This is a genomic window from Pedobacter sp. GW460-11-11-14-TSB4 (assembly GCF_059423705.1).
This window is the reverse complement of sequence record NZ_JBWKYI010000001.1, coordinates 390,267-414,652: the sequence shown is the minus strand read 5'-3', so window position 1 is coordinate 414,652 and position 24,386 is coordinate 390,267. Positions and strand designations below refer to the sequence as shown.

The following is a 24,386-nucleotide window of genomic DNA, read 5'->3' as shown; positions in this document are numbered from 1 at the left end:
TAATATTTTTATTGAAGGGCCACTAGTAAACGATAAACATCATTTTTAACGAATGACATGTTGTACTGGCGACGGTAATATTCCATATTTCTTTCAAGTAACGCCGATTTCATTTCTGTAAAAGCATAATTGCCTGGTTTGTTCCGCAGGTCAAGCACATTAAAAAGGATCTTCAGGTGCCATTCCTTAAAATCAAATCCTATAAAAATCCCATATCTATTTCTAATGATTTCCCTGATAAACTCAGGTATTGGTGGATTTTTCTGGTATATATTTTTAGTAAAATCTACTGCTTCTTTCTCTGTAAAAATGATCGAAGCAGGATTTTCAAAGGATCCAAAAATATTGTAAACAAAGGGTTTACCATTATCAACCGGGGGTGGGCTTTGGCTGTTAGACATATCATAAAACCCAGTTGAGTAATAAGCGGGAAATAGGTTTTCTAAGGTTGTATCCGGATTTGTATTGATAATGAGCGGGAAGTTAAGCTGCCTAATCCGATTAAAGGTGCCACTATTCAGGTCATTTTCTTCACTGATTTTTTTAGCTTTCCTTTCCGTATCGCCCGAAACGAATAAATCTCTTGTTTCAAAACGATCAATAAGATAGCTGAGATTATCCGTTTCGGTTTTGTCATATGAAATATCATATTTTTCCAAACTCTCAATTAGTTCATTCATGAAGAGATCGGAAAAAGGAATATTTTCGTTTCCGACGCTATACTTTAAAAAATGAGGTCCCAGAAAGAGTACACAATGCCCATTTCTGATTTCGGTTTTTAAGTGTTCTACTTGAGCTGTAAATGAGGCTCCTGCTAAATCAGCTTTAATTTCTTTGAGATGATCATTATTAGGTATTTTAATAACCATTACTTCAAGAAGCTTCATAAGCTGATTCAAACTATCCGCCCTTTTAATTATGTTAAACCACATGGTTGAGGCGGGACCTGTAAGGTCAATTTTAGATGCATCAATTTCAGCCTGGTCTAAAATGGGTAAAATCGGTTGCAGGAAAGGCCATTGTCTAGAAGAAAAAGCTACTAGCTGGTAAAATTGTTTATTGTTGAGCGCCATTCATTTATATTTTTAACCCTGAAATAACCTTTGATATGGCAATGCCTTCATTTCTTAACATTTTTTGAGGCACACCGGGTTCCACAAGAATTCCACCACTATGATGTAAACCAACCACTTCCCATTGCGAATTGAATACTGGTGCGCCTGAAGATCCAGGCTCTGTGTCAGTTAAATATTGTATAATATTTTCATCAGCATAGGTTACGATATTATTGTAAAGTGCAATTTGTTTATAACGGCCGCCAGGATGCTGAATGATGTTGACAAAATCTCCTTTTACACTCATGCCGTTTTTAAGTTTAAGCTTTCCAAATTGGGTATTTGCATCACCATCAATCCCGATCACCGTCCAGTCATCTTCTTTAGAAGTTTTGAAATAATCATCTGGGTTAAGCTTAAATAATTTGGCCTCCATGGCATTGCCATTTAAGGTTTCCTCATAGTTGAATGCTACATTAGCCAATCTTGCAGTGTCCTTATCCGCAATTACATGATGATTGGTTACCAAGAGATTATTGTCAATAAGAAATCCTGATCCAAGTTCGCTATGCGTTGTATAAGAAATCTCAATCCGCGCAACAGCTTTCGCAGCTATTAGTCCCTGCTCAAGAAATTTGATAGGAAGAAGAGAGCTTGTAGCACCCATAATTTTTTCGAGAACGTTTTCATCAAGCTTTTTCTTCCATGGTATACTATTGATATCAGGCCCCGTATTATAGTCTTGAAATCGCTCCTCTTTATAAGCCAGCAGGTATGGGTTTTCTGGAAAACTTTGTAAAACTGTATCAACCAATTGATCTACCTGGTTATTACTGTGTGCATAACGGAGTGCGCTATTCCATATTGCAAGCGATCCACCCATAAAATCAATCATACTGTAATCGATTTCTGCCCGGTCTAAAAACGTGATGATATTATTTGGTAGCGGTATTAGCAGTGCAAGTGCATCATTTAGCTGATTAAGTTTTTTGTCGCGGTACATAGTTATTAAATAATGTTTTGGTTCGCAATCCAATCGTAATTTTTCCCGATCTCAATGGGTAAAATTCATTTCGATTAAGCCCAATTGGTTATATGGCGTATTGTGATAGATTTTTTAATGTAACTGACCTTTCTTCTGGACCTTCAAGCATTTTAATAATTTGTTGTGTATCACTTTCAACCTGTTGATACAATTTGGTGCCATTTCTAAAAAGTAAATCCGGACTGGTAAGTACGGTTCGCTTAAAGAACAAAAGGGCGTCATTAACAACTTTTACATCACCTTTTTGGGTTTCTTCACGCAGCTTATTATAAGCCGTAGATACTTCAGGTATGTTGTACCAGTCATCTCTGTTTTTACTGGAAATAATCTCAATAACGATATAGGGGAAATTTTTAATTGCTTTCCCAGCTTTGTCGACTAACTTAAAATCATGCTCATCTATCCTGATATCGCCAATCTTAATATCATCCTTATCTGTTCCTATAACAACGAAATAGCCTGTTGAAGGATTTCTATACTGGATGTTAAGCCCTATTTCCAGGGTAGAATCTTTATCACTTCCTGTTAATAGTTTAACACCTGTTTCTAAGGGTTTGATATAGGGTAAGGCTGCACTCAGAAAGGAAACACCTCCAAGTACTGAAATATCGGTAAGCAAATTGATAAAGGGACCTGCAAGTTCTGCTTCTTTAATCGAAAATAATCCAACTTCGAGTTTTAATCCATCTCCACGGTAAGGTACAGGGCCAAGTAGTCTTTGATTAAGGTTAATAACCCGATCAATGTTAGCTGCATCAAGGCTTTTAAGCATACCAGGCGTGGTAAGTACATTGAAACTTGCTGTTTTTCCAGAAATGTTCGAAAGTTCGACATGACTATGAACTGTTGCATAGAACTTCGAAAGCCCCTTTCTTACATTAACAATGCGCATCGACTTAAGGTAAATCTCAATGTAATCATCATTCGGTACAAGTTCTATTGATTCTATATCACCAGGCGTTTGTTCCTTTGGCATACTGGAGTAGAACCAGTCTTTACTCTGCTTTTCAAAAATATCAGATAACCATCCCATAAATGTGTTGTTTAGATAATTTATATTAATTACTCTTATATGTGAAAAGTCATAAAGCATCTGGCGTTCCGGGACGAACAACGAACAATAATAAATTATGAAGCTAGGCTTTTCTTTATAAACCTAATGAGTTATAGGAGCTGAAACAATACTAATTGATGAGTATTTTTCAGTATACATATTTTATGAAAAGCGTGTAATAATGAATAGGAGTTAAGGCAAATTGGTGACATTTATGCTTTATCCTATTGATATAAATGACTCAAAGCCATTTGAGAAATAGAATCGCTTTTGCAGAATAATACAAAAGAATACTTGAATTATTTATAAAGAATAGAGGTAAGCTACCAATGAATAGGGAAAAGATCGGTTAAAGCTGTTATGGAGTGTTTGGTGGTTAACAGATTTTCTGTAATATCTCACTCGATCTGTTAAAAAAGGTAAGGTAGAGATTGGCACTAAATAGGATTAACCATGACCAAATATTAATCAATGTTAATCCTGCAATGGGGGAATTGCTGCGTCTGATTATCAGTTATTCAATAAAACCTGAATGTACATGTTAAATGAACATTCAGGTTTCAACAAGGTGATGGAGTAGCAATTAACTTTACAACGGTAATATTTATCGTTTATTAGCACCTATTGAAAATTCTGATCAACAATAGCTGTATATGAATTAATAAAGCAATTCGATTTTACTTTTAGTTAAATCTATGGTTTTGCCTACGGAGTAATCGACTGCTAACTTTGCAGAGAATGTTTTACCCGCCTGAACATCGGCTACATAACTATTTTCATCATAACCAGATCCATCAGTTGCTACAACTGTCAGTTTGAGTTTAACGGGATTAAGTGCATATTTTTCAACCGTATAATCAGTACCCGAAGTGTTCTTGATGTCAAAGTCAATTAAGACGGCCGATTGCGAAGTAAGGTTTTCCTGTTTGGTAATTTTAGCAGTGAAATTTGTCAGGGGGAACTTGTCATTTGACGGCGCATCATCCTTTTTTTTGCAGGATGCCAATAAAGTAACAACGAATAAGAAGGTAAATGCACTTGTTAACTGGGTTTTGAATAATTTTTTCATTGCGTAAATAATTTTTTATAGGTGAAATATTAATTACTCAAAGCTACAGGCACAAAATCGTAGCAGCAATGACTGGAAAAAGTCAATTTTTAACTAGCTGTTTTCAGCTATTTTTTAGATTTATTTTTATATGTAAGATTTTATCTTAAATATTGCGGCAAACCGGTTTGGTCATTCGCTATGAAAATAAAAATAGGCATCGTTTGCTTTTTGTTCGCTTTTAAGCTTTACGCACAAAGTCCTGCAAATAAGTTAAATTATGCAGATAGTATTACGCAGGTATTAAAAAAGCAGTTGCCCCCCAGCAGCAAGCGCTTCTCTGATAGTTTAGTGAACCTTACCAAACGCACCAAATCTGATAGCTTGAGGGCCCGTGTGTTTTTTAAACTGAGCTTCTATTGGCGCGATCTAAATCGTACTGTATCTGAGAAATATTTAACTGCCGGCTATAAGTATGGTGCTAAATTTCCCTACGTAAAAGCCGTTTATTACCATTACCTCGGGGCTTTTTATTATCCGGTTGACGCAGCAAAAAGTGAACTTAATTATATTGAAGCAGATAAACAGTTATCAAAATTTAATACAGAAGAGGCTTATTTTTTAAGGGCAAAAGGCTGGGGGAATTATGCCAATTTGCAGCAACAAAAAGGTGATGAACTGCTTATGGCAGAAATCCTGTTAAATAAATGCATCCCTTTAATAAAAAAAGCAGGAGTAAATGAGTTTCTGGCTAAGTATTATGAAGATCTGGCAACCGTATTTATGGATCAAAAGCAGTATGATAAGGCAGAAAAATATTTTCTCCTGGCTATTGCTACTTTCGAAAAAATAGAGTTATGGGATGTGGTTCATTTATACGATGCTTACATTGGTACGACAGAAAACTATTTGTTTAACAACAAAATAACGGAAGCCAAAAGAACTTTAGAAAAAGCTAAAAATCTGATGTCGAAATGTAACGACACTTTAAGCCATACGGAATATTATTTAGCAGAATGCATATTTTATAGAAAAACCAAAGCTTATGATCAGTCACTTCTAAGTGCAAATACCGGGCTTAAAATGGCAGTTAAAATAAACGACGATTACCAGGTAGAAGTGCTGAATATACAAAAATACAAAACGCTCATTGCGCAGGGCCATTACCAAAAAGCGGCTGTTCTCATCGAAGATATCGTTCGGAAAAACAGTTCAAAATCGCCAACAAATATCTTAGCCTGCTTTTTTGACCTGTCGGAAGTATATGATAAAATGGGAAATCCTAATACCGCCTATTTCTGGCTCAAAAAATATAGTGTTTTAAATGATAGCTTAAATAAGCAAGAGGTTTTGAGAAAAATTAATGCTTTAGAAATAAAGTTTAAAACAGCGGAAAATGAAAAGACAATTATGAACCTCAACGCTGAAAATGAGAAAACAAAACTCATTACAAAAAACAGCAGGTTAGTAAACTGGCTTTTAGTTTTAACCTGTGTGTTTTTATCCATTCTGGCAATTGTGGGTTGGTTCTTCTTTCGCAACAGTAAAAAACTGGCTTTGCAAAAAGATTTAAATCATCAGCAAGATCTTAAAGATATTTATAGTCAGCAACACATTCAATTGGTAGAGGTCATGTTAAATGCAAAAGAAGATGAACAAAACAGAGTAGCTAGAGATTTGCATGATGGCGTTGGTGGTATGCTGGCGGTTTCAAAAATGAACCTCGCACACTACATTAATGAAAGTAAAAATAACGATTCAGACCTCTACAATGTGACGGTTCACCTGGAAAACACAATGAAAGAACTCAGGCGTGTAGCGCATAACATGATGCCCGAAATGCTGATCAGACTGGGCCTGGAGGCTTCGCTAAGGGATCTGTGCGAATCAATAGCTTCGGATCGTTTAAAGGTTGATTTTCAATGCCTGGGCATTAGCGATCACCTAAAATCACGCGAGCAAATCAATATCTACCGCATTGTGCAGGAAGCCATGGCCAATGTGGCAAAACATTCCCATGCTAAAAACCTGTTGCTGCAATGTTCTCAAAATAAAAACATATTTTTCATTACCATTGAAGATGATGGGAAAGGTTTTGATACCCGTCATATCGACACTGCTGATGGGATAGGGGTTCGGAATATAAAAAGCCGGGTTGAGTACCTAAAAGGAAAAATTGAAATTTTATCGCAGGAAAATAAAACCGGCACATCCATTAATATAGAATTGTATGTTACAGCCTAAAACCACCATAGCCATAGTAGACGATCACCCGATCATAATAGAAGGGTTGGTTAAGTTGTTGCATAAAACATCCTCTTTTGAAATTGTTGGTGGTTTTACCAGTGGACAAGCGTTTATTGATGCTTTAAAAATAACGCCCATAAAAATTGTTTTATTGGATATTATACTGCCTGATATTAGCGGGATAGAGATATGCAAGGAAATCAAAGCCATTTCTCCCGGTACTGTGGTTTTGGCTTTTAGCAATCATCAGGAAAGGAGTGCCATTATGAAAATGTTAGCCAATGGTGCCAATGGATACATCCTTAAAGATGCACCTATTGATGAAATTGTGAATTGTATTAACATGGCTTTAAACGGGCATATTGCTTTTAGCAAAGCGATAAGTGAAATTATTTCGCGACCACCTTTAGACGGGCATCAGGGTATCGCCAACCTGACTGTACGTGAAAAAGAAATTCTAAAGCTGATTGCCACAGGTTTAAATACAAATGGCATAGCAGAACGATTGTTTTTAAGCAAGTTCACCGTAGAAAACCATAGGAAAAATCTATTGCAAAAAATGAAAGCCAAAAATGTAGCCGATTTAATGCGGATAGCCACCCAGGGCGGTTTACTTTAATTATCCCGCTAATATATTTACCTTTTTTACTTAATCCTTCAGCATTTATCTGTAATGATTAAATACCGCCCGGCCACTGCTGCAGACTTTGAACTCACTTTACAGCTGAAGGCTCATTCCATAAAGCCTTATATCTCTGAAATTTGGGGCTGGGATGATGCTGTGCAGCTTGAATACCATAAGCATGATTTTGTGGCGGAGCACATGCAAATTATACTGGATCGGCACGATCAGGAAATAGGATTGATCGATAAGGTAGAGACCAGAAAATTAATTTTTATTAAAAGCATATTGATTGATCATTCAGTTCAGCGAAGTGGTATTGGAACTAAGGTGATGAACGATATTATACAACACGCGCTTTTAGCTGATAAACCTATCGAACTTCAGGTTTTTAAAATTAATATTATCGCAAAGAAGTTTTATCAAAAACTGGGCTTTATAATTAAAGGGCATACAGCGCTACATTATCAAATGATTTATAAAAACGGAGAAATTGTATAATGTTGCAATATCTGATGATTTATAAGGATAGATTTAAAACAAAAAAGCCTTACATCTCTGTAAGGCTTTCTGTGATCCCGCTGGGATTCGAACCCAGGACCACTACATTAAAAGTGTAATGCTCTACCAGCTGAGCTACGGAATCATTTCCTTTTGTTTAAGGAGGTGCAAATATAGGGATTTATCTTTTTCTTGCAAACATTTTTTGAAAATGTTTTTGATGTTTTTTCCGTTGTTTAAAACGGGTTGTTCTAACTGCTTGATTTTAAATTTTCTATGCTTAAAAATAAGCTTAAAATTTATTTTAACCCATCAGCAATCATCACTATTTACTTGCTTTAGGAATAAAATTAAGGAAAGACTGGAACTGTGCTTTGTGTTTATTCCTATCCAGTTTAAAATAAAAAGCTCCTCGGCGTGAACTTGATTTATCCTTATCCGTCTGTTTAATCAATAATCCACTGGCAGTAATCTTGCGGATAAAGTTCCGGTTATCTATTGGCGAATCGTAAACCTGCTCATATAAAGCCTGTAATTGCGGTATCGTAAATCGTTTTGGTAAAAGCTCAAATAAAATAGGATGGAGGGCGGCCTGATAACGGATTTTATCCATTGCAGCCTTAACCATCATATCGTGGTCAAAAATTAATTCCGGAACTTCTTTTAACTTAAACCATTCGGCATGGTACTGATCATTGATCTGTTTACTGTATTTATTAATATCGATCAGTGCGAAATAGACTACCGAAACCGTACGTTCGATCGGATCCCGATCCGGACTACCATAAGCATGAAGTTGTTCCAGGTAAACGTCATGTAATCCCGTTAACTCTAATAAAATCCTTTTGGCAGCGCCATCAAGATCTTCTCGCTCACCAATAAAACCACCCATTAAACTCCATTGATCTTTTACAGGCTCTATTGCCCTTTTTATCACCAGAAGTTTTAGCTGATCGCCGTCATAACCAAAAATAATGCAGTCGACTGCAACAAGAACAGGTTTTTGATTTAAATATTTTCCCATGTTAAAATAGCCTATTTAATTTAGCATCGTTATAATCTGTAATATAACCTAAGATATTCGGATAACCTTCAAATTCTTCGATTGTATGTGTGGTGTTTAATACCATGCAGGGCATGCCTGCATTTAATGCCGATTCTACACCTTTGGGTGCATCTTCGAAAACCAGACAATTGGCTGGTGCAATATTTAATGCTGCCGCGGCCTTTAAAAAAGTTTCAGGATCTGGTTTGCTTGTTTTTACATCATCTGCACTCACTATGGCATCCAGATAATGACGGATATTTAAGCCATCGATTACAAAATCTATATTAAAAGGTATTGCAGCAGATCCGATCGCCATGGGAATGTGAGCTTGTTTTGTGCGCTCCAAAAAGACATCCAGTCCTTCAATCAGCGCCAAATGCGGCAGGTAACCTTCCTGATAACGCTTTTCTTTATCAATAGAAAGGCGTTCTATTTCTTCGGCGTTAAATTTATCTTTTCCGAAAACGCGTTCTAAAACTTCGTGGTTTTTACCATACATTTCTTTTTTTACGCTTTCGTAATCAAGTTTAGCACCTAAATCTTCCGTCATGATGCTATACCAGGCTAACGTATGGTATTCCATATCATTAATCATCGTACCGTTCAAATCAAAAAGAAAAGCCTTTGGCTTGAAATTTAAGTTATGCATATGGCTGCTAAATTATGTGATTTTTTTTACTGTTGGGAATCCTCGCCGATATTATGAAAAATAATAAGTATAATCGTTACTTTAACGTTAATAATTTTTTCCTACATTAGCCTTAACCAAAAATAAATCAATATGAAGCCCTGTCTGCTTTTTGTATGCAATTGGAGATCCGTTTTCACCAATTTTAATCCATGAAACCGAGCTTGTGGGTTCTTGAACTCATAAAGGGAATAAAACACCAGTGAAAAATCATGACAGCTTCATCACACACGAAAACAAAATTTTAAACAGATGAAAAAAAAAATCTTTAAGGCATTGCCCTTCGCTACGCTATGCTTAGCCATTTCTTTTACTTCTTGTAATCCTAAATCGGATAAAGGGGCGGCAACAACCGAACAAAGTGATTCATCAAAATACACCAGCACCATTGATGGGAAAAGTGTTAACCTGTATACTTTGAAAAACAAACAAGGTGCTTCGGTTTCTATTAGCAATTATGGCGGGAGGGTAGTTTCGCTTTTGGTGCCTGATAAAAATAATAAGTTAACCGATGTGGTTTTAGGCTACGATAGCGTAGGTGCCTACCGCAAAAAAGGTGAACCATTTTTTGGTGCCTTAATTGGCAGATACGGAAACCGTATTGGTAAGGGTAAATTTAACCTGGAAGGAAAAGAATATACTTTACAACTTAACGATGGTGTGAATACTTTGCATGGCGGTACAGATGGTTTTTTCGCTAAAGTTTGGGAGGCTAAACAATTAGATGGACAAAAACTGGAGCTGAGTTATGTTTCAAATGATGGTGAAGCAGGTTATCCCGGAAAACTGGATGTTAAAGTAACTTACACTTTAACGGATGATAATGCCTTACAAATTGATTATTTAGCCACTACTGATAAAACGACTGTGGTGAATTTAACCAATCATGCTTATTTTAACTTAAACGGTGAGGGTAATGAAACGATTTTAGATCACGAATTGACAATTGATGCCAACGCCTATACACCGGTAGATTCTACCCTTATTCCAACAGGTAAATTACAACCTGTAGTTGGAACCGCTTTCGATTTCAATAAAGCCAAAACAATCGGGAAATCGATTGAGGAAAATGATCAGCAGTTAAAATTCGGAAAAGGTTACGACCATAATTTTGTATTGACCCACCATGATGGCAAAACACCTGTAGCAATTGTAAAAAGTCCGGTTACAGGAATCATAATGGAAGTTTACACGGTTGAACCAGGATTACAGTTTTATAGCGGAAACTTTTTAACGGGCGCTGATAAAGACGGTAAAGGTGGAAAATCATATCCTCACCGTTCCGCTTTCTGTTTAGAAACACAACATTTTCCTGATGCACCAAATCATGCAAATTTTGCATCGACAGTGCTTAAACCAGGTGAAACTTATAAAACGAGTACTACTTACAAGTTTTTGAAATAACCATACTTAAAAAAATCGACTAAGATCATTATCGAATTTGAAACAAAAAAAGCAAGACCTGAAGTCTTGCTTTTTTTGTTTATGTTACCTGCAAATTCGGCTTTAAGGGTTTAATAACCGATCAGGAAATTGTGTAATTTTCTCAATGGTTAATTGTTGCATAATCTGGTATAAATGAGTTTTGAACATATTGATAGTATGATCGCCTCCTTCATTACCTAAAGCACCAACTCCATACATAAAAGGCCGACCCATAAAGTTGAATTCAGACCCAACGGCATGCGCTCTGGCTAAATCAACGCCTGAACGAATACCACCATCCAACATGATCTTCAATTTTGATTTGTATATTGGATTATTCGTCATTTTGATCAGCGAATTGATTGAAGATTCGCCTGCATCAATTTGTCTGCCACCATGATTGGAAACAATTACACCATCAGCACCGATCTGGATAGCAGCCTGCATATCTTCATCAGTGGTGATTCCCTTCAATATTAAAGGTCCTTTCCACAGATCACGAATGGCAGAAACCTTTTCAATATCAACCTTACCGGTAAAGGTTCGGTTCATGAATTGGCCCAGCTGCGACATGTCCATTCCTTTTTCCATATAAGGCTTTAAGGTAGCAAATGATGGAATGCCATGTTGAAGCGTTTTAATTCCCCATAGCGGACGGGCAAAAGCCTGCAAAATATTATTGATCGACATTTTTGGTGGAATAGATAAACCACTCTTAATTTCTTTATATCGTAAACCAAATGCAGGCACATCTACCAGAACAACCAATACCGGACATTCAACAGCTTTTAAACGATTTAAGATATCATCTCTCAATCTATCCTCCGTAGGGTGGTACAGTTGAAACCAGGCTTTTCCTTCAGATACTTCGGCTATTCGTTCGATACTACTGGTGGATACGGTACTTAATGTATAAGGAATATCGGCTTTAGCAGCAGCCCTGGCTAAAATTTCAGGTGCATTAGGCCACATCAAACCCTGCAAGCCAATCGGAGATATCCCAAATGGTGCACTGTAACGACGGCCAAATAATTCAACGGACATGTCGATATCTCCACCAACACGTAAGTAATTCGGTTTAAGGTAAATATTGTCGAAGTCGCTCTCGTTTCTCGATAAATTAAGTCCCTCATTACAACCACCCTCCAGGTAGTCAAAAGCAAATTTAGGAATCCTTGATTTCGCCTTTTTTCTTAAGTCGGCTACAGAAGGGAATTGAGGATTGTAAGGGAATATAATCTTTTTACTCATTTTTAAATATTGTATTGGTCAGATCTGTTTTAACATGCGAAAACTAATACTTTATATTATATTTTCCATCCTGCTCTATCTGCTATTTTGTAATTATCGTTTCTGCCTGCGCTCTTTTCCAGGCAAGCGCACAAATATTTCTTTTGATATTGTCCTGCTGTCTCGAATGTTCAGGATCAGCATATTTCATGTTTGTTCTGTTTACTAATTTAATGGATCCTGAAACAAGCTCAGGATGACGGGCGTTTAAAAATTAGACTAAACTCCATAAAAAGCCTTAGCATTATCGCTAAAGATTAGTTTCTTTTCAGCTGCAGAGAATTGCCCGGTGTACTTCGTAACTAAATTAAACCAATCCTGATAAGGTCTGCTGAGCAACACAACCGGCCAATCGCTGCCATACATGATCCTTTCAGTACCAAAATGTTCAAATACGACATCAAAACAATTAAAAAGCTCTTTTTCGGTCCATTTTTTCCAGTCTGCTTCAGTAAGTAAACCCGATACTTTACAAAGCACATTTGGATTTGCTGCCAGTATTTTGATATTTTCAGACCAGGATTTTATCTCCTGACTTTTCACATCCGGCTTGCCGCAATGGTCTAATACAAATGGCTGATCAGGAATTTGATCAACCATTTTGATGATATCAGCTAATTGATCGTGATAGCACAATAAATCGTAAGTGTAATGGTATTTTTTCAGGAGATTAACGCCGGCGATAAACTTTTTGTTCAGGATAAAATCGGCGTTTTCGGCTTGCAAGATATGTCGCCAGCCCTTAATCTTTTTAAAATTGCTCCAGTAAGTTAAACGTTCGTCTAAATTAGGATCGAGTAAATCCACCCAGCCCACAATACCTTTAACCATTTCATTTTCTTCAGCCAGCGATAACAGAAAACGGTTTTCTTCTTCCGACTGGCTGGCCTGCACGGCAATACATCCTGTAATTTGAAGATCGTGATATACCGCCGTAAGATCTTTTGGAGAAAAATCATGACGGATAGCCGGCATCTCTTCATTTATCCAGCTATCTCTAACCGGATCGAAATTCCAAAAATGTACGTGTGTATCAATCATAAAAAGCGTTTTAAAGTTTAAATATCTGATCCATTAACATCCATTTTTCACCTGGTTTTGAACCTGGCAGTGCCTGCTGGAATTTCCACATTAAATTTTCCCATTCCTGTACTTTTGGATTGGTTAAATCAGCTTTTCCTTTTTCTTCAAAAGAAAAATCCGCATTCACTTCCATAATCATGAACAACCGGTTCCCTAATAAATAGATTTCCATGTCCTCAATGCCAGAAGAAGTAATACTTTCTTTAATTTCGGGCCAAACTGATTGATGATACTGCTTATATTCTTCGATAAGCTTTTCATCATTGACAAGATCGAGCGTTAAGCAGTATCTTTTCATATTAATTTCCGCTGTAAGCCTTAGCTGTTTGTTTGCTTGTACCTAAGCCATCAATACCTAATTCTACCACATCACCAGCTTTTAAATACCATGGTTCAGGTTTTTGACCTAAGCCTACACCGGCAGGTGTTCCGGTTGTAATTACATCGCCTGGCAAAAGCGTCATAAACTGGCTGATGTAAGCAATCATGAACGGAACATTAAAAATCAGGTTTGAGGTATTACCATCCTGCATGGTTTTTCCGTTTACAGTTAACCAAAGGCGAAGATTGTGCACATCGGCAATTTCGTCCTGGGTAGCAATAAATGGCCCAATCGGTGCGAAGGTATCGCAGCTTTTTCCTTTTACCCACTGTCCGTTTCTTTCGATCTGGAACTCACGCTCACTATAATCGTTATGCAAAACATAACCGGCAATGTGGTCTAATGCGTTTTCTTCAGTAACATAGCTTGCCTTTTTGCCAATCACAATAGCCAGTTCTACTTCCCAGTCGGTTTTTTTACTGTTTTTTGGAATGATTAGATCATCATTAGGCCCAACAATCGCTGAAGTAGCTTTGAAGAACAAAATGGGCTCTGATGGGATAGGGGCATTGGTTTCTGCCGCATGGTCTTTATAGTTTAAGCCTACACAGATTATTTTTGAAGGACGGGCTAATGCCGGGCCAAGACGCACACCTTTATCTACCTGAGGTAAATCAGCAGATTGAACAGCGGTCTTTAATTTCTCCAGGCCATCGCCGCCAAAAAATTCTTCGTTATAATCTTTAACCAATGCTGAAACATCGAAATAATTATCGTTTATAATTACGCCTGGTTTTTCAGCTCCGGCTTCGCCAAATCGTATTAATTTCATTATAAAATTCTTTATGGTATTTGAAAATATTTATTAATTATTTAAGGTAGTAAATCCACCATCAATCGGATAATCACAGCCAGTAATAAAAGATGCTTCGTCGCTACACAGGTATAAAGCAAGCGCACCCACTTCTTCTGGTTTGGCCATTCTGCCTATAGGTTGTGTTTTAGAAAGTTTTTCGAACATTTCAGGGATATTATCCGGATAGTTCTTCTGTAAGAAACCATCTACAAATGGCGTATGAACCCTCGCCGGTGAAATAGAGTTACACCTGATGTTTTCGCCAATATAATCTTTCGCTACACTCATGGTGATTGCTTTTACAGCGCCTTTTGCAGCGCTATAAACAAAACGATCGGGAAGGCCGATTAATGCGGCAATTGAAGCCATATTGATAATAACACCTCCACCTGATAAACGGATCTGCGGAATAGCCGCGTGTAAGCAGTTATAAACCCCTTTTACGTTTACCCGCATCACGCGGTCAAAATCAGCTTCATCAGTTGTGTCGGCTTTTCCGATATGCGCAATACCTGCGTTATTAATCAGGATATTGATATTTCCGATTTCGTTAAAAACTGCTGCAACCGCCTGGTGATCTGAAACATCACAACCATAGCTGAAAGCCACTCCACCATTTGTCTTAATTTCATCTAAGGTATCCTGCGCGTGTTCTGTTCCTAATTCGATGATGTGAACCTCAGCACCTTGTTTGGCTAAAATAGTCGCAATAGCTTTTCCAATGCCGCTTCCTCCGCCTGTAACTACGGCTTTTTTGTTTTTTAGTGAAAACATGTATATGATTGGTTATAAATTATAATTGATTAGAATACAAATAAAATAAATATTCTTGATTAAAAATTTTATCTTCTTGTCTAAATATTAACAGATATTGTCATACGCCGTAACGAATGTTCAAATGGCCTTACCTTGCATAAATTTTACAAAGACAATCAGTATTATTACTTATATTTGAATATTATCTTTATATTTAAATATAATATTAACCAAATATTACATAAAAACCTAGCAATAGTTTTTGTTATTAGAGCCTGTTGAATGAGAAATTTTCTGATTTTTATTTCCTGTTATTTTTTATCCATATCATTTTCAAATGCCAGTGTTCGGGCACCGAAAACAATTGTAATTTCCAGCGAAGATCACGTGCGTGTGCGTTTTGGAGCCGAAAAGCTCTCAAAAGCTTTAGCCAAGTTGAATTATTCAACCAAAATCGAACTAAAGGATAAACTTACAACTACGAACAATATCATTGCCGTTGGTGTATTTTCAGATAAACTTTTTGCCAATAATCTTCCGGCAGAAATTAAAAATAAAATCTCCCTTACCCAAAAAGAAGGTTTTCATATCTATAGTGGAAAAAATGGGGTGCTTTATATTATAGGTAACGATGCATCCGGTGCATTATATGGTTGTGTCGAACTGGCCGATCAGATCAACAGCACAGGTAAATTGCCCACGCAGTTAACCTTTTCCGATCAGCCTGAAATGGTGTTAAGAGGTACCTGCATTGGTTTGCAAAAACCTGATTACTTACCCGGACATGATGTTTACGAATATCCCTACACACCGGAAACTTTCCCCTGGCTTTACGATAAAGCTTTGTGGATTAAGTATCTCGACATGATGGTTGAAAACCGCTACAATTCGCTTTATTTATGGAACGGACATCCTTTTTCGTCGCTGTTGCGCTTAAAAGATTATCCCTATGCCGTGGAGGTAGACGATGCTACTTTAAAAAAGAATGAAGAAATTTTTCAGTTTTTAACCAAAGAAGCTGATAAACGCGGCATATGGGTAATCCAGATGTTTTACAATATCATTATTCCAAAACCTTTTGCAGATAAACATGGCTTAAAAACACAAGATAGAAACCGGCCCATTATTCCTTTAATTGCCGATTATACCCGTAAATCGATTGCTTCATTTGTAGAGAAATATCCGAATGTAGGTTTAATGGTGGCCTTAGGTGAAGCGATGGAAGGTGTCGGTCAGGATGATATTGATTGGTTTACCAAAACGATTATCCCAGGGGTAAAAGATGGATTAAAAGCGGCTGGCATTAAAGAAGAACCTCCGATTGTATTGCGGGCACACGATACCGATGCACCAAGTGTAATGAAAGCGGCGTTACCTTTTTACAAAAACCTGTATACTGAAAATAAGTTTAATGGCGAGGCCTTAACCACTTATACGCCACGTGGCGCCTGGGCCGATTTAAACCGGAAGTTAGCAGCTATTGGTACGGTTAATATTTCCAACGTACATATTTTAGCGAATCTAGAACCATTTCGGTATGGTTCGGCCGATTTTATCCAGAAATCAGTTCAGGCGATGAACAAAATTTATGGCGCAAAAGGTTTGCATTTATATCCTCAGGCCAGTTACTGGGATTGGCCTTATTCGGCCGATGAAGTAAAAGGCAGGTTGTTGGAAGTAGACCGCGATTGGATCTGGTACAAAGAGTGGGCAAGATATTCGTGGAACTCACAAAGAAACCGCAGTCAGGAAATAGATTATTGGGGCAAAGAACTGGCTAGCAAATACGGAGCTAATTTAACTAGTGGTAAAGCCATTCTGAATGCCTACGAAGAATCAGGCGAAATATCACCTAAACTGTTGCGCAGATATGGTATTACCGATGGCAACAGGCAAACATTAACCTTAGGCATGTTGATGACGCAGCTGATTAACCCGTTCCGTTATGGATTGTTTACTTTGATGTATGAATCAGAAGCTCCTGAAGGAGAGATGATTATCGAGTATGCCGAAAAAGAATGGAAGAAACAGGGGCATATTGGCGAAACACCCGTTCAGGTGTCGCGCGAAGTGGTAGAGCATGGTAAAAAAGCCATCCAATCGATTAATGAGGCTGCACCGAATGTAAGCAAAGATACTGCAGAATTTAAGCGACTTAAAAACGATATCTATTGTTATGATGAAATGGCTAATTTTTACGCTGAAAAAGTGAAAGCAGCCCTTTGGATATTGAGGTATAAATATTCAAATCAGGTAGCTGATTTGGAGCAGGCATTACCTTTTCTTCAAAAAAGTGTAGATCATTATGCTAAACTCGTTAAACGCACAGAACACAGTTACCTGTACGCCAATAGCATGCAAACCAAACAACGAAAAATCCCGATGCGTGGTGTAGATAAAACTTTTATCCACTGGAAAGAGATGTTACCTGTTTTTACCAAAGAACTTAATCATTTCAAACGCAGTATCGATTCTCTAAAATCAATAAAACAGGGAACAGTTGCAGCCATTGTGCCTTATAAAGCTGCTGAGGTTAAAGTTTTAAACGAAACAGAAAGTTATGTGATTGCTAAAGATGCACAGCTTTTCGCAGATACTGCGGTTAAAATTAAAGAAGTTGCCGCACAATTGTTAGGTTTAAAGGGGATCAAACTTGCGAAAGAAAAACAAATTAAAACCGGTACAGAAATTAAATTCAGTACCAAAACACCTGTAAAATTGCTGATAGGCTTTTTTAATCAGAAAGATCCTCAATATCTTGCTCCTCCACAGTTGGAAACAGATGCCAGTGCCAATAATTATGGTCAATCTGAAATCAAGATATCGAACGCATTAGTACCTTATGGCTTTCCTCCGGTAAATGTTCATGCTTATTCTTTCCCGGCAGGTACACACACATTAAACCTGGGTAAAGGAGCCTGCCTGGTTTTAGGTTTTATTGATGATAAACAGGAACTGCGCATTTTTAATGCGGGTTTAGATGGTAGAGGAAAAGATATAGATTGGTTATTTGAATAATGAAACATACAAGAAATTTTATAACAACAGTTGTATTGTCGCTAATGGCAATCACAGGTTTTGCGCAGCAGAAATCAATTCTGGGGACTGAGAAACTGAAGAAATATGTCACCTATTTCAATTCTATAGACACAGAAGCGGTTAAAAACTATATACCCAATGCAGATGCCTTTTCCTGGTTAGCGGAACAGGCACCATTATTCGAATGCCCTGATTCGGTTTTAGAGCAAAACTATTACTACCGCTGGTGGACTTATCGCAAACACCTGGTTAAAACACCTGAAGGTTTTATCTTCACCGAGTTTATCGAACCCGTTAAGCATGCCGGAAAATATAATTCCATCAGCTGTGCCTTAGGTCACCATATTTACGAAGGCAGATGGTTAAAGGACAATGCTTATCTAAAAGATTATATCAAATTCTGGCTTTACCATGCCGATGTGGGTCAAACCAAACAACGTTTTCATCAATTTAGCAGCTGGGTAGATGATGCCGTTTATCAGAATTATTTGGTGCAACCGGATCAGGGATTTTTGAAGGAGATTTTGCCTGCATTAGATAAAGATTACAGCAAATGGGAATCGGAAAGACAGCTTAAAAACGGCCTTTTCTGGCAGCATGATGTTAAGGATGGCATGGAAGAATCGATCAGCGGATCACGAAAAGACCAGAACCAACGGCCAACCATAAACAGTTATATGTATGGCAATGCGATGGCTCTGGATAAAATTGCCACGCTTTTAGGTGATGGAATGCTTGCTGGTAAGTATAAAAATAAAGCAGTAGTCTTGAAAAAATTAGTACAGGACAGTTTATGGAATGTTTCTTCTTCGTTTTTTGAAACCAGAAAAGCCAAAGGCGGTTCAGCTGATGTGAGGGAAGCCATCGGTTTTACACCATGGGAATTTAACCTGCCGGATGATCAGTCAAAATATGCAAAAGCCTGGGACCAGCTGCTCGATACTGCCGGATTTAAAGCACCCTGGGGATTAACCACCGCCGAAAGAAGAAACCCAACATTTAGAACCAGGGGTACAGGACATAGCTGTGAATGGGATGGTGCACTTTGGCCTTTTGCCAGCTCGCAAACTTTAAAAGGATTGGCCAATCTGTTGACCAACTATAAAAAACACGGTAAAATGAATGCCGAAGTTTTTTACAAGGAACTGCATCAGTACGCGGCTTCTCACGTTAAAAATGGCAAACCTTATCTGGGTGAATACCAGGATGAGAAAACAGGAGAGTGGTTAAAGGGCGATAATCCGAGAAGCAGTTTTTATAATCACTCCACTTTTAATGATTTAATTATCAATGATTTGGTTGGTATAAAGCCACGTCAGGATAATGTGCTTGAAATTTCTCCATTAATCCCTAAAAATCAGTGGGATTGGTTTATGTTAGATCAAGTTTCATATCACCATAAAACACTGACTATATTGTGGGATAAAACCGGAAAAAAATACAATAGAGGTAAAGGATTATTGGTGTTTGTGGATGGCAAAGAGATTTACAAAGGCAAAGATTTGAAACCTTTAAAGGTGCAGATGAATTAGTGAAATACCTTGGTCTGTGTCCTCACAGACCAAAGTAAAAATTGATTAATGGGCGATGAAATCGCCGTTCTCACGCATCCTCGTTACAAACGAGGACGATGTGGAGATGAATTAGTAATCCGTCATTGCGAACCGAAGCGCTTGGATGAGGGTGGTGTGAAGCAATCTATTTTGCTTCATAGTTAGAAAGATTGCTTTCCCGAAATTTCGGGACTGGCTATGCCTCGCAAGGACGGTAAAATAATAAAGTATAACCAAATGAAATACATGCTCAAAACCTTAATTTTTGTACTTGCAATTTGTAGTGGAATAACCGCTAAAGCCCAGTCTTATTACAACGTAATTAAATATGGTGCAAAAAACGATAGCAGCAAACTGGCTACTACCGCTATCAAAAATGCGATAGAAGCTGCATCCAAAGCTGGGGGTGGGACAGTTTATTTCCCTGCCGGAAAATACCTAACGGGAGCCATACATTTAAAAAGCAACATCACCATCTTAATTGATGCCGGAGCTGAATTACATTTCAGCGATAATTTTGATGATTATTTGCCGATGGTAAAAAGTCGTTACGAAGGGGTTGATGTAACCAGTTTTTCACCCTTGTTTTATGCCTATAAAGTAGAAAATATCTCGATTATCGGCAGGGGAATGATCGATGGTCATGGTAAAAAATGGTGGGATTTTGTAGAAGGTTATAAAGAGGGACAAGCCCGATCGAAATGGCAAACTATTTTTGACGGTTTAAATAAGGATATTCTTTTGCCTGACGATCCCAAACAAATGAAACGAGGTTTTCTTCGTCCGCCGTTTATACAACCCATGTTCTGTAAAAATGTGTTGATTGATGGAATCACGATCCGTAATTCACCATTCTGGACGGTAAATCCTGAATTCTGCGAAAATGTTAAGGTTCATGCGGTTACCATCAACAACCCGCACTCGCCAAATACGGATGGCATCAACCCGGAGTCTTGCAAAAATGTACACATTTCAGATTGCCACATCAGCGTGGGCGACGATTGCATCACCATTAAATCAGGCAAAGACGCGCCAGGAAGAAAAATGGCTGTTCCAGCAGAAAATTATGTCATTACCAATTGTACCATGTTATCAGGTCATGGCGGTGTGGTGATTGGTAGCGAAATGTCGGGTGATGTACGCAAAATTGCCATTTCCAATTGTATTTTCGATGGAACAGAGCGAGGCATCCGCATTAAAACCGCACGCGGCAGGGGCGGTGTGGTAGAAGATATCAGGGTGAGTAACATCATCATGAAAAATATTACCGATCAGGCTATTGTATTGGATATGCAATATGCAAAAACCAATGTCGAAGCCGTTTCAGCGCGTACACCGATTTTTAGAAATATTCATTTTAGCAATATTACAGGACAGGTTAACCAGGCAGCTTATTTAAATGGTTTAGAAGAAATGCCTATCGATAATATTACCTTCAACGACATTAATATGGATGCTAAAACTGGCTTTTCTATCCAAAATTCCAGTAATATTGAGTTTCATAATGTAACGGTAAATACAGAACTAGGAGCCTCATTAAAGGCTTTAAAAGTGAATAATTTAATTGTTGATGGTTTAAAAAGTAATAAACCTCATGCTAATGCAGCAATAGTCGATCTTACAAATGTATCAGACTTGTTTCTGTATAATGCTTTTCCGACGAAAGAAACGGTTACTTATTTGAAATTAAACGGAGCCGAAACTAAAAATATATTCCTGGGAAACAATAATTTTAGGCGGGTGAAGGAGGCGGTTAAAAAAGAGAAGGAAGTGAGTAGTAACATCGAAATTATTTCGGGAGATAAAGGACAATAATATGAAGTTTAAACTTTTATTAAGTACATCATTTTTATTATTAACTGCTCATTTTAGCAGTATTGCACAAGAAAACAACCATACTTTATGGTATACTAAAGCTGCCCAAAAGTGGACTGATGCCTTGCCCATCGGAAATGGCAGACTGGGCGCTATGATTTTTGCAGGAACAGCTGTTGATCATATCCAATTTAACGAGGAAACTTTATGGACAGGCAAGCCAAGGGATTATAACCGGAAAGACGCCTATCAATATCTTCCAGAGATCAGAAAGTTACTTTTTGAAGGAAAACAGGCCGCCGCTGAAGCCCTGGCTCAAGAACATTTTATGGGCTTGCAAAGCAGTTCAGGTGACAGAAAAGTTTGGGTAAATACAATGAAAACCGGAAAAGGTATCCAGGGAAATCCAGCACTTGCAAGCTTTGACGATAAAAGCTGGAAAACCATAAAAGTACCTGCTTACGAAGGATGGGAAACTGTAGGTTTAGCCAATTTAGACGGTGCCGTTTGGTTCAGAACTACTTTCGATGCACCCGAAAACTGGGCAGGAAAAGATCTAGTTCTCGATCTTAACCGCATCCGTGATCAGGATTTTACTTATATAAATGGTGAATTGGTTGGCAATACCGATAATACGGAGCCAAGAAAGTACACCATACCTGCAAAACTGATTAAAAAAGGTAAAAATGTAATTGCCATACAGGTACTTAATTATTTTGATAAAGGTGGATTAGCAGGCTATAAAGACACCTCAAAAAAGATCGGGATTTACCCTGTGGGCACGACTATAAATGAGGGTGTTTCGCTTGTTAAAGAATGGAAATATAAAATTCAGGATGAAAACCCACCAGCCGTTCCGCAATACCAGGCAAGTTATCAGCCATTTGGCGATTTGAACTTATATTTCAAGCAAACCAAATCGATTGTTACCAATTACAAACGGTCTTTGGATATCAGTACGGCGATTGCTAAAACCACTTATACTTTAAATGGTGTAAATTATCAGCGTGAGTATTTTGCAAGTCAACCGAATCAGGCTGTAGTAATCCATTTAACGGCTGATCGAAAAGCTTCTATAAGCTTCGATGCCGAACTTTCCAGTCCACACCGAAAATCATCGGTAAAAGCTTTAGGCAACAACATAATTGCATTAACGGTTCAGGTTAAAGATGGCGCATTGAAGGGCGAGAACCGGTTAACCGCGCTTGTCAAAAATGGCTCATTAAAGATTCTGAATGGTAAAATCAGCATCAGTCAGGCCGATGAAGTAACACTTTATTTAACAGGTGGAACCAATTTTATCAATGCACAAGATGTGTCCGGAAATCCGGCAACCGCAAATATTAAGGCGCTAAGTGGTTTGAAAGGTAAACCGTATGCCGAAATCAGGCAGCAGCACATTAAAGAATATCAAAGCTATTACAACACTTTTAGTGTCAATTTTGGCCGCTCAGAGAATGAAAACCTTCCTACAGACGAAAGGTTAGCAAAATTTGCAACCGCTAACGATCCTGCTTTTGCAGCCTTATACATGCAATATGGACGGTATTTGTTGATTTCAAGTTCTCGCCCGGGTACACAACCGGCTAACCTGCAGGGAATCTGGAACGATTTGTTAACTCCGCCATGGGGAAGCAAGTACACGACCAATATTAACCTCGAAATGAATTATTGGCCGACAGAAATTCTCAATTTATCGGCATTAAACGAACCACTATTTAGCAAAATCAAAGGATTATCTAAAACCGGTGCTGAAACGGCAAAAGCATATTACAACGCCCGTGGCTGGGTTTTACACCACAACACCGATTTATGGAATGGAACAGCGCCCATCAATGCTTCTAATCATGGGATTTGGATGAGTGGCGGCGCCTGGTTAAGTCAGCACTTATGGGAGCATTACCAATTTAGTAAAGATCGTAAGTTTCTCGAAACCGAAGCCTATCCTTTAATGAAACAGGCAGCCTTGTTTTTCGAAGATTTTCTGGTGAAAGACCCAAAAACAGGCTGGTTAATCAGTACGCCATCCAATTCACCGGAAAATGGTGGTTTGGTAGCTGGTCCGACAATGGATCACCAGATCATTAGGTCGCTGTTTAAAAATTGTATAACTGCATCAGAAGTACTTAATATCGATGCAGATTTTAGAAAATCGCTAACGGAGAAAGTCAAACAGCTGGCACCAAATCAGGTAGGTAAATATGGTCAGTTGCAAGAATGGCTGGAGGATAAAGACGATACGACCAACAAACACCGCCATGTTTCGCATCTATGGGGTGTTTACCCTGGAAACGACATTACCTGGGATAGCAATGAAAAAATAATGCAGGCCGCGAAACAGTCTTTATTGTATCGCGGAGATGATGCTACCGGCTGGAGTCTGGCCTGGAAGATCAATTTCTGGGCACGATTTAAAGATGGCGACCACGCGATGAAATTGGTGAAAATGCTGATGAAGCCGGCTAATAATGGCGCAGGTTCTTATGTAAACCTTTTTGATGCGCATCCACCTTTCCAGATTGATGGAAACTTTGGCGGCGCAGCCGGAATTGCGGAAATGATCGTGCAAAGTCACCAGGGTTATTTAGATATTTTACCGGCATTACCAACGGCTATTCCTCATGGTGAAATGAAGGGACTCCTTGCCAGAGGTGGTTTTGAACTGGATTTAAACTGGGATAAGGGATTACTAACCTCATTAACCATAAAATCTAAAGTGGGTGGGGCTTGTAAAATCCGTTACAAAAACCATAACATCAATATCGAAACAAAAGCAGGCGAAAGCTATAATTTAAATGGAGCCCTGAAATCGCAATAAAATATGAACAACAAAATCGTCATTGCGAGAAGGAACGACAGCCTGCCCCGACTTTTCGGGGAAGCAATCTCCCTTAGAAGAGACTTGTTAAAAGTTAATTTTTTTAATGTTTTTTGCTGCA

19 protein-coding genes and 1 tRNA gene are annotated in these 24,386 nt (G+C 38.1%); 8 read left to right on the top strand and 12 right to left on the bottom strand.

Going from position 1 to position 24,386, the window contains the following annotated elements:
• Nucleotides 1–8 precede the first annotated feature (8 nt).
• The 4 genes from AC07YT_RS01790 to AC07YT_RS01775 all read right to left on the bottom strand — a co-directional run bounded on the left by AC07YT_RS01790 (nt 9) and on the right by AC07YT_RS01775 (nt 4,223).
• Nucleotides 9–932, bottom strand: a complete 924-nt coding sequence (locus tag AC07YT_RS01790; protein ID WP_494945138.1) for an SIR2 family protein — start codon at nt 930–932, stop codon at nt 9–11.
• Nucleotides 933–1,077: 145 nt separating this feature from the next.
• A complete protein-coding gene (locus AC07YT_RS01785; RefSeq protein ID WP_086546077.1) occupies nt 1,078–2,058 on the bottom strand; it encodes a trypsin-like peptidase domain-containing protein in 981 nt (326 codons plus the stop codon).
• Between the two features lie 88 nt (nt 2,059–2,146).
• The gene (locus AC07YT_RS01780; protein ID WP_086546078.1) at nt 2,147–3,133 is read right to left on the bottom strand and encodes a hypothetical protein; all 987 of its coding nucleotides are present in this window, start codon (nt 3,131–3,133) and stop codon (nt 2,147–2,149) included.
• 679 nt (nt 3,134–3,812) lie between these two features.
• Complete coding sequence (locus AC07YT_RS01775; RefSeq protein WP_086546079.1) at nt 3,813–4,223, bottom strand: hypothetical protein; 411 nt, start codon at nt 4,221–4,223, stop codon at nt 3,813–3,815.
• Nucleotides 4,224–4,403: 180 nt separating this feature from the next.
• Between AC07YT_RS01775 and AC07YT_RS01770 the strand changes: the two genes are divergently transcribed.
• From AC07YT_RS01770 to AC07YT_RS01760, 3 genes are read left to right on the top strand one after another with little or no spacing between them, the layout of a single operon-like run.
• On the top strand, nt 4,404–6,446 hold the full coding sequence (locus AC07YT_RS01770) for a tetratricopeptide repeat-containing sensor histidine kinase (RefSeq protein ID WP_086546080.1): 2,043 nt from the start codon (nt 4,404–4,406) through the stop codon (nt 6,444–6,446).
• Nucleotides 6,433–7,068 carry a response regulator gene (locus AC07YT_RS01765; RefSeq protein WP_086546081.1) on the top strand — a complete coding sequence of 212 codons (636 nt, stop codon included), beginning with the start codon at nt 6,433–6,435 and terminating at the stop codon, nt 7,066–7,068. The genes AC07YT_RS01770 and AC07YT_RS01765 overlap by 14 nt, the downstream gene beginning before the upstream one ends.
• A gap of 54 nt (nt 7,069–7,122) precedes the next feature.
• Nucleotides 7,123–7,572, top strand: coding sequence for a GNAT family N-acetyltransferase (locus AC07YT_RS01760; protein ID WP_086546082.1), 450 nt, complete (start codon nt 7,123–7,125; stop codon nt 7,570–7,572).
• A gap of 72 nt (nt 7,573–7,644) precedes the next feature.
• Here AC07YT_RS01760 and AC07YT_RS01755 read toward each other — a convergent pair.
• The 3 genes from AC07YT_RS01755 to AC07YT_RS01745 all read right to left on the bottom strand — a co-directional run bounded on the left by AC07YT_RS01755 (nt 7,645) and on the right by AC07YT_RS01745 (nt 9,269).
• A tRNA-Lys gene (locus AC07YT_RS01755) sits at nt 7,645–7,717 on the bottom strand.
• A gap of 180 nt (nt 7,718–7,897) precedes the next feature.
• The gene (locus AC07YT_RS01750) at nt 7,898–8,596 is read right to left on the bottom strand and encodes an NUDIX hydrolase (protein WP_086546083.1); all 699 of its coding nucleotides are present in this window, start codon (nt 8,594–8,596) and stop codon (nt 7,898–7,900) included.
• A gap of 1 nt (nt 8,597) precedes the next feature.
• Complete coding sequence (locus AC07YT_RS01745; protein ID WP_086546084.1) at nt 8,598–9,269, bottom strand: HAD family hydrolase; 672 nt, start codon at nt 9,267–9,269, stop codon at nt 8,598–8,600.
• 291 nt (nt 9,270–9,560) lie between these two features.
• Here AC07YT_RS01745 and AC07YT_RS01740 point away from each other — a divergent pair, with 291 nt between their 5' ends.
• Nucleotides 9,561–10,712, top strand: coding sequence for an aldose epimerase family protein (locus AC07YT_RS01740; protein WP_086546085.1), 1,152 nt, complete (start codon nt 9,561–9,563; stop codon nt 10,710–10,712).
• Nucleotides 10,713–10,814: 102 nt separating this feature from the next.
• Here the strand turns inward: AC07YT_RS01740 and AC07YT_RS01735 are convergent, their stop codons facing one another.
• The 5 genes from AC07YT_RS01735 to AC07YT_RS01715 form a co-directional block, all read right to left on the bottom strand.
• Nucleotides 10,815–11,984, bottom strand: coding sequence for an alpha-hydroxy acid oxidase (locus tag AC07YT_RS01735; protein ID WP_086546086.1), 1,170 nt, complete (start codon nt 11,982–11,984; stop codon nt 10,815–10,817).
• Nucleotides 11,985–12,242: 258 nt separating this feature from the next.
• Nucleotides 12,243–13,064, bottom strand: a complete 822-nt coding sequence (locus AC07YT_RS01730) for an amidohydrolase family protein (RefSeq protein WP_086546087.1) — start codon at nt 13,062–13,064, stop codon at nt 12,243–12,245.
• A gap of 10 nt (nt 13,065–13,074) precedes the next feature.
• The gene (locus AC07YT_RS01725; protein ID WP_086546088.1) at nt 13,075–13,404 is read right to left on the bottom strand and encodes an L-rhamnose mutarotase; all 330 of its coding nucleotides are present in this window, start codon (nt 13,402–13,404) and stop codon (nt 13,075–13,077) included.
• A gap of 1 nt (nt 13,405) precedes the next feature.
• Nucleotides 13,406–14,260 (bottom strand): fumarylacetoacetate hydrolase family protein, encoded by an 855-nt coding sequence (locus AC07YT_RS01720; protein ID WP_086546089.1) that lies wholly within the window; start codon nt 14,258–14,260, stop codon nt 13,406–13,408.
• Nucleotides 14,261–14,293: 33 nt separating this feature from the next.
• The gene (locus AC07YT_RS01715; protein WP_086546091.1) at nt 14,294–15,058 is read right to left on the bottom strand and encodes an SDR family NAD(P)-dependent oxidoreductase; all 765 of its coding nucleotides are present in this window, start codon (nt 15,056–15,058) and stop codon (nt 14,294–14,296) included.
• A 264-nt stretch (nt 15,059–15,322) separates the two neighbouring features.
• On the opposite strand from AC07YT_RS01715, the gene AC07YT_RS01710 reads away from it, so the two are divergent.
• The 4 genes from AC07YT_RS01710 (at nt 15,323) to AC07YT_RS01695 (ending at nt 24,265) form a co-directional block, all read left to right on the top strand.
• Nucleotides 15,323–18,058 (top strand): alpha-d-galacturonidase, encoded by a 2,736-nt coding sequence (locus AC07YT_RS01710; RefSeq protein WP_086546093.1) that lies wholly within the window; start codon nt 15,323–15,325, stop codon nt 18,056–18,058.
• Nucleotides 18,058–19,611 carry an MGH1-like glycoside hydrolase domain-containing protein gene (locus tag AC07YT_RS01705; RefSeq protein WP_086546095.1) on the top strand — a complete coding sequence of 518 codons (1,554 nt, stop codon included), beginning with the start codon at nt 18,058–18,060 and terminating at the stop codon, nt 19,609–19,611. Before AC07YT_RS01710 ends, AC07YT_RS01705 begins: the two co-directional genes overlap by 1 nt.
• A 258-nt stretch (nt 19,612–19,869) precedes the next feature.
• Nucleotides 19,870–21,447 carry a glycoside hydrolase family 28 protein gene (locus AC07YT_RS01700; RefSeq protein WP_086546097.1) on the top strand — a complete coding sequence of 526 codons (1,578 nt, stop codon included), beginning with the start codon at nt 19,870–19,872 and terminating at the stop codon, nt 21,445–21,447.
• 1 nt (nt 21,448) lies between these two features.
• Nucleotides 21,449–24,265, top strand: a complete 2,817-nt coding sequence (locus AC07YT_RS01695; protein WP_086546099.1) for a glycoside hydrolase family 95 protein — start codon at nt 21,449–21,451, stop codon at nt 24,263–24,265.
• Nucleotides 24,266–24,386: the final 121 nt, after the last annotated feature.

What these genes read in the sequence shown, in the direction of transcription:
- AC07YT_RS01790 (WP_494945138.1), bottom strand. Translation starts at nt 932, where the DNA reads ATGTGGTTTAACATAATTAAAAGGGCGGATAGTTTGAATCAGCTTATG.
- AC07YT_RS01785 (WP_086546077.1), bottom strand. Translation starts at nt 2,058, where the DNA reads ATGTACCGCGACAAAAAACTTAATCAGCTAAATGATGCACTTGCACTG.
- AC07YT_RS01780 (WP_086546078.1), bottom strand. Translation starts at nt 3,133, where the DNA reads ATGGGATGGTTATCTGATATTTTTGAAAAGCAGAGTAAAGACTGGTTC.
- AC07YT_RS01775 (WP_086546079.1), bottom strand. Translation starts at nt 4,223, where the DNA reads ATGAAAAAATTATTCAAAACCCAGTTAACAAGTGCATTTACCTTCTTA.
- AC07YT_RS01770 (WP_086546080.1), top strand. Translation starts at nt 4,404, where the DNA reads ATGAAAATAAAAATAGGCATCGTTTGCTTTTTGTTCGCTTTTAAGCTT.
- AC07YT_RS01765 (WP_086546081.1), top strand. Translation starts at nt 6,433, where the DNA reads ATGTTACAGCCTAAAACCACCATAGCCATAGTAGACGATCACCCGATC.
- AC07YT_RS01760 (WP_086546082.1), top strand. Translation starts at nt 7,123, where the DNA reads ATGATTAAATACCGCCCGGCCACTGCTGCAGACTTTGAACTCACTTTA.
- AC07YT_RS01750 (WP_086546083.1), bottom strand. Translation starts at nt 8,596, where the DNA reads ATGGGAAAATATTTAAATCAAAAACCTGTTCTTGTTGCAGTCGACTGC.
- AC07YT_RS01745 (WP_086546084.1), bottom strand. Translation starts at nt 9,269, where the DNA reads ATGCATAACTTAAATTTCAAGCCAAAGGCTTTTCTTTTTGATTTGAAC.
- AC07YT_RS01740 (WP_086546085.1), top strand. Translation starts at nt 9,561, where the DNA reads ATGAAAAAAAAAATCTTTAAGGCATTGCCCTTCGCTACGCTATGCTTA.
- AC07YT_RS01735 (WP_086546086.1), bottom strand. Translation starts at nt 11,984, where the DNA reads ATGAGTAAAAAGATTATATTCCCTTACAATCCTCAATTCCCTTCTGTA.
- AC07YT_RS01730 (WP_086546087.1), bottom strand. Translation starts at nt 13,064, where the DNA reads ATGATTGATACACACGTACATTTTTGGAATTTCGATCCGGTTAGAGAT.
- AC07YT_RS01725 (WP_086546088.1), bottom strand. Translation starts at nt 13,404, where the DNA reads ATGAAAAGATACTGCTTAACGCTCGATCTTGTCAATGATGAAAAGCTT.
- AC07YT_RS01720 (WP_086546089.1), bottom strand. Translation starts at nt 14,260, where the DNA reads ATGAAATTAATACGATTTGGCGAAGCCGGAGCTGAAAAACCAGGCGTA.
- AC07YT_RS01715 (WP_086546091.1), bottom strand. Translation starts at nt 15,058, where the DNA reads ATGTTTTCACTAAAAAACAAAAAAGCCGTAGTTACAGGCGGAGGAAGC.
- AC07YT_RS01710 (WP_086546093.1), top strand. Translation starts at nt 15,323, where the DNA reads ATGAGAAATTTTCTGATTTTTATTTCCTGTTATTTTTTATCCATATCA.
- AC07YT_RS01705 (WP_086546095.1), top strand. Translation starts at nt 18,058, where the DNA reads ATGAAACATACAAGAAATTTTATAACAACAGTTGTATTGTCGCTAATG.
- AC07YT_RS01700 (WP_086546097.1), top strand. Translation starts at nt 19,870, where the DNA reads ATGAAATACATGCTCAAAACCTTAATTTTTGTACTTGCAATTTGTAGT.
- AC07YT_RS01695 (WP_086546099.1), top strand. Translation starts at nt 21,449, where the DNA reads ATGAAGTTTAAACTTTTATTAAGTACATCATTTTTATTATTAACTGCT.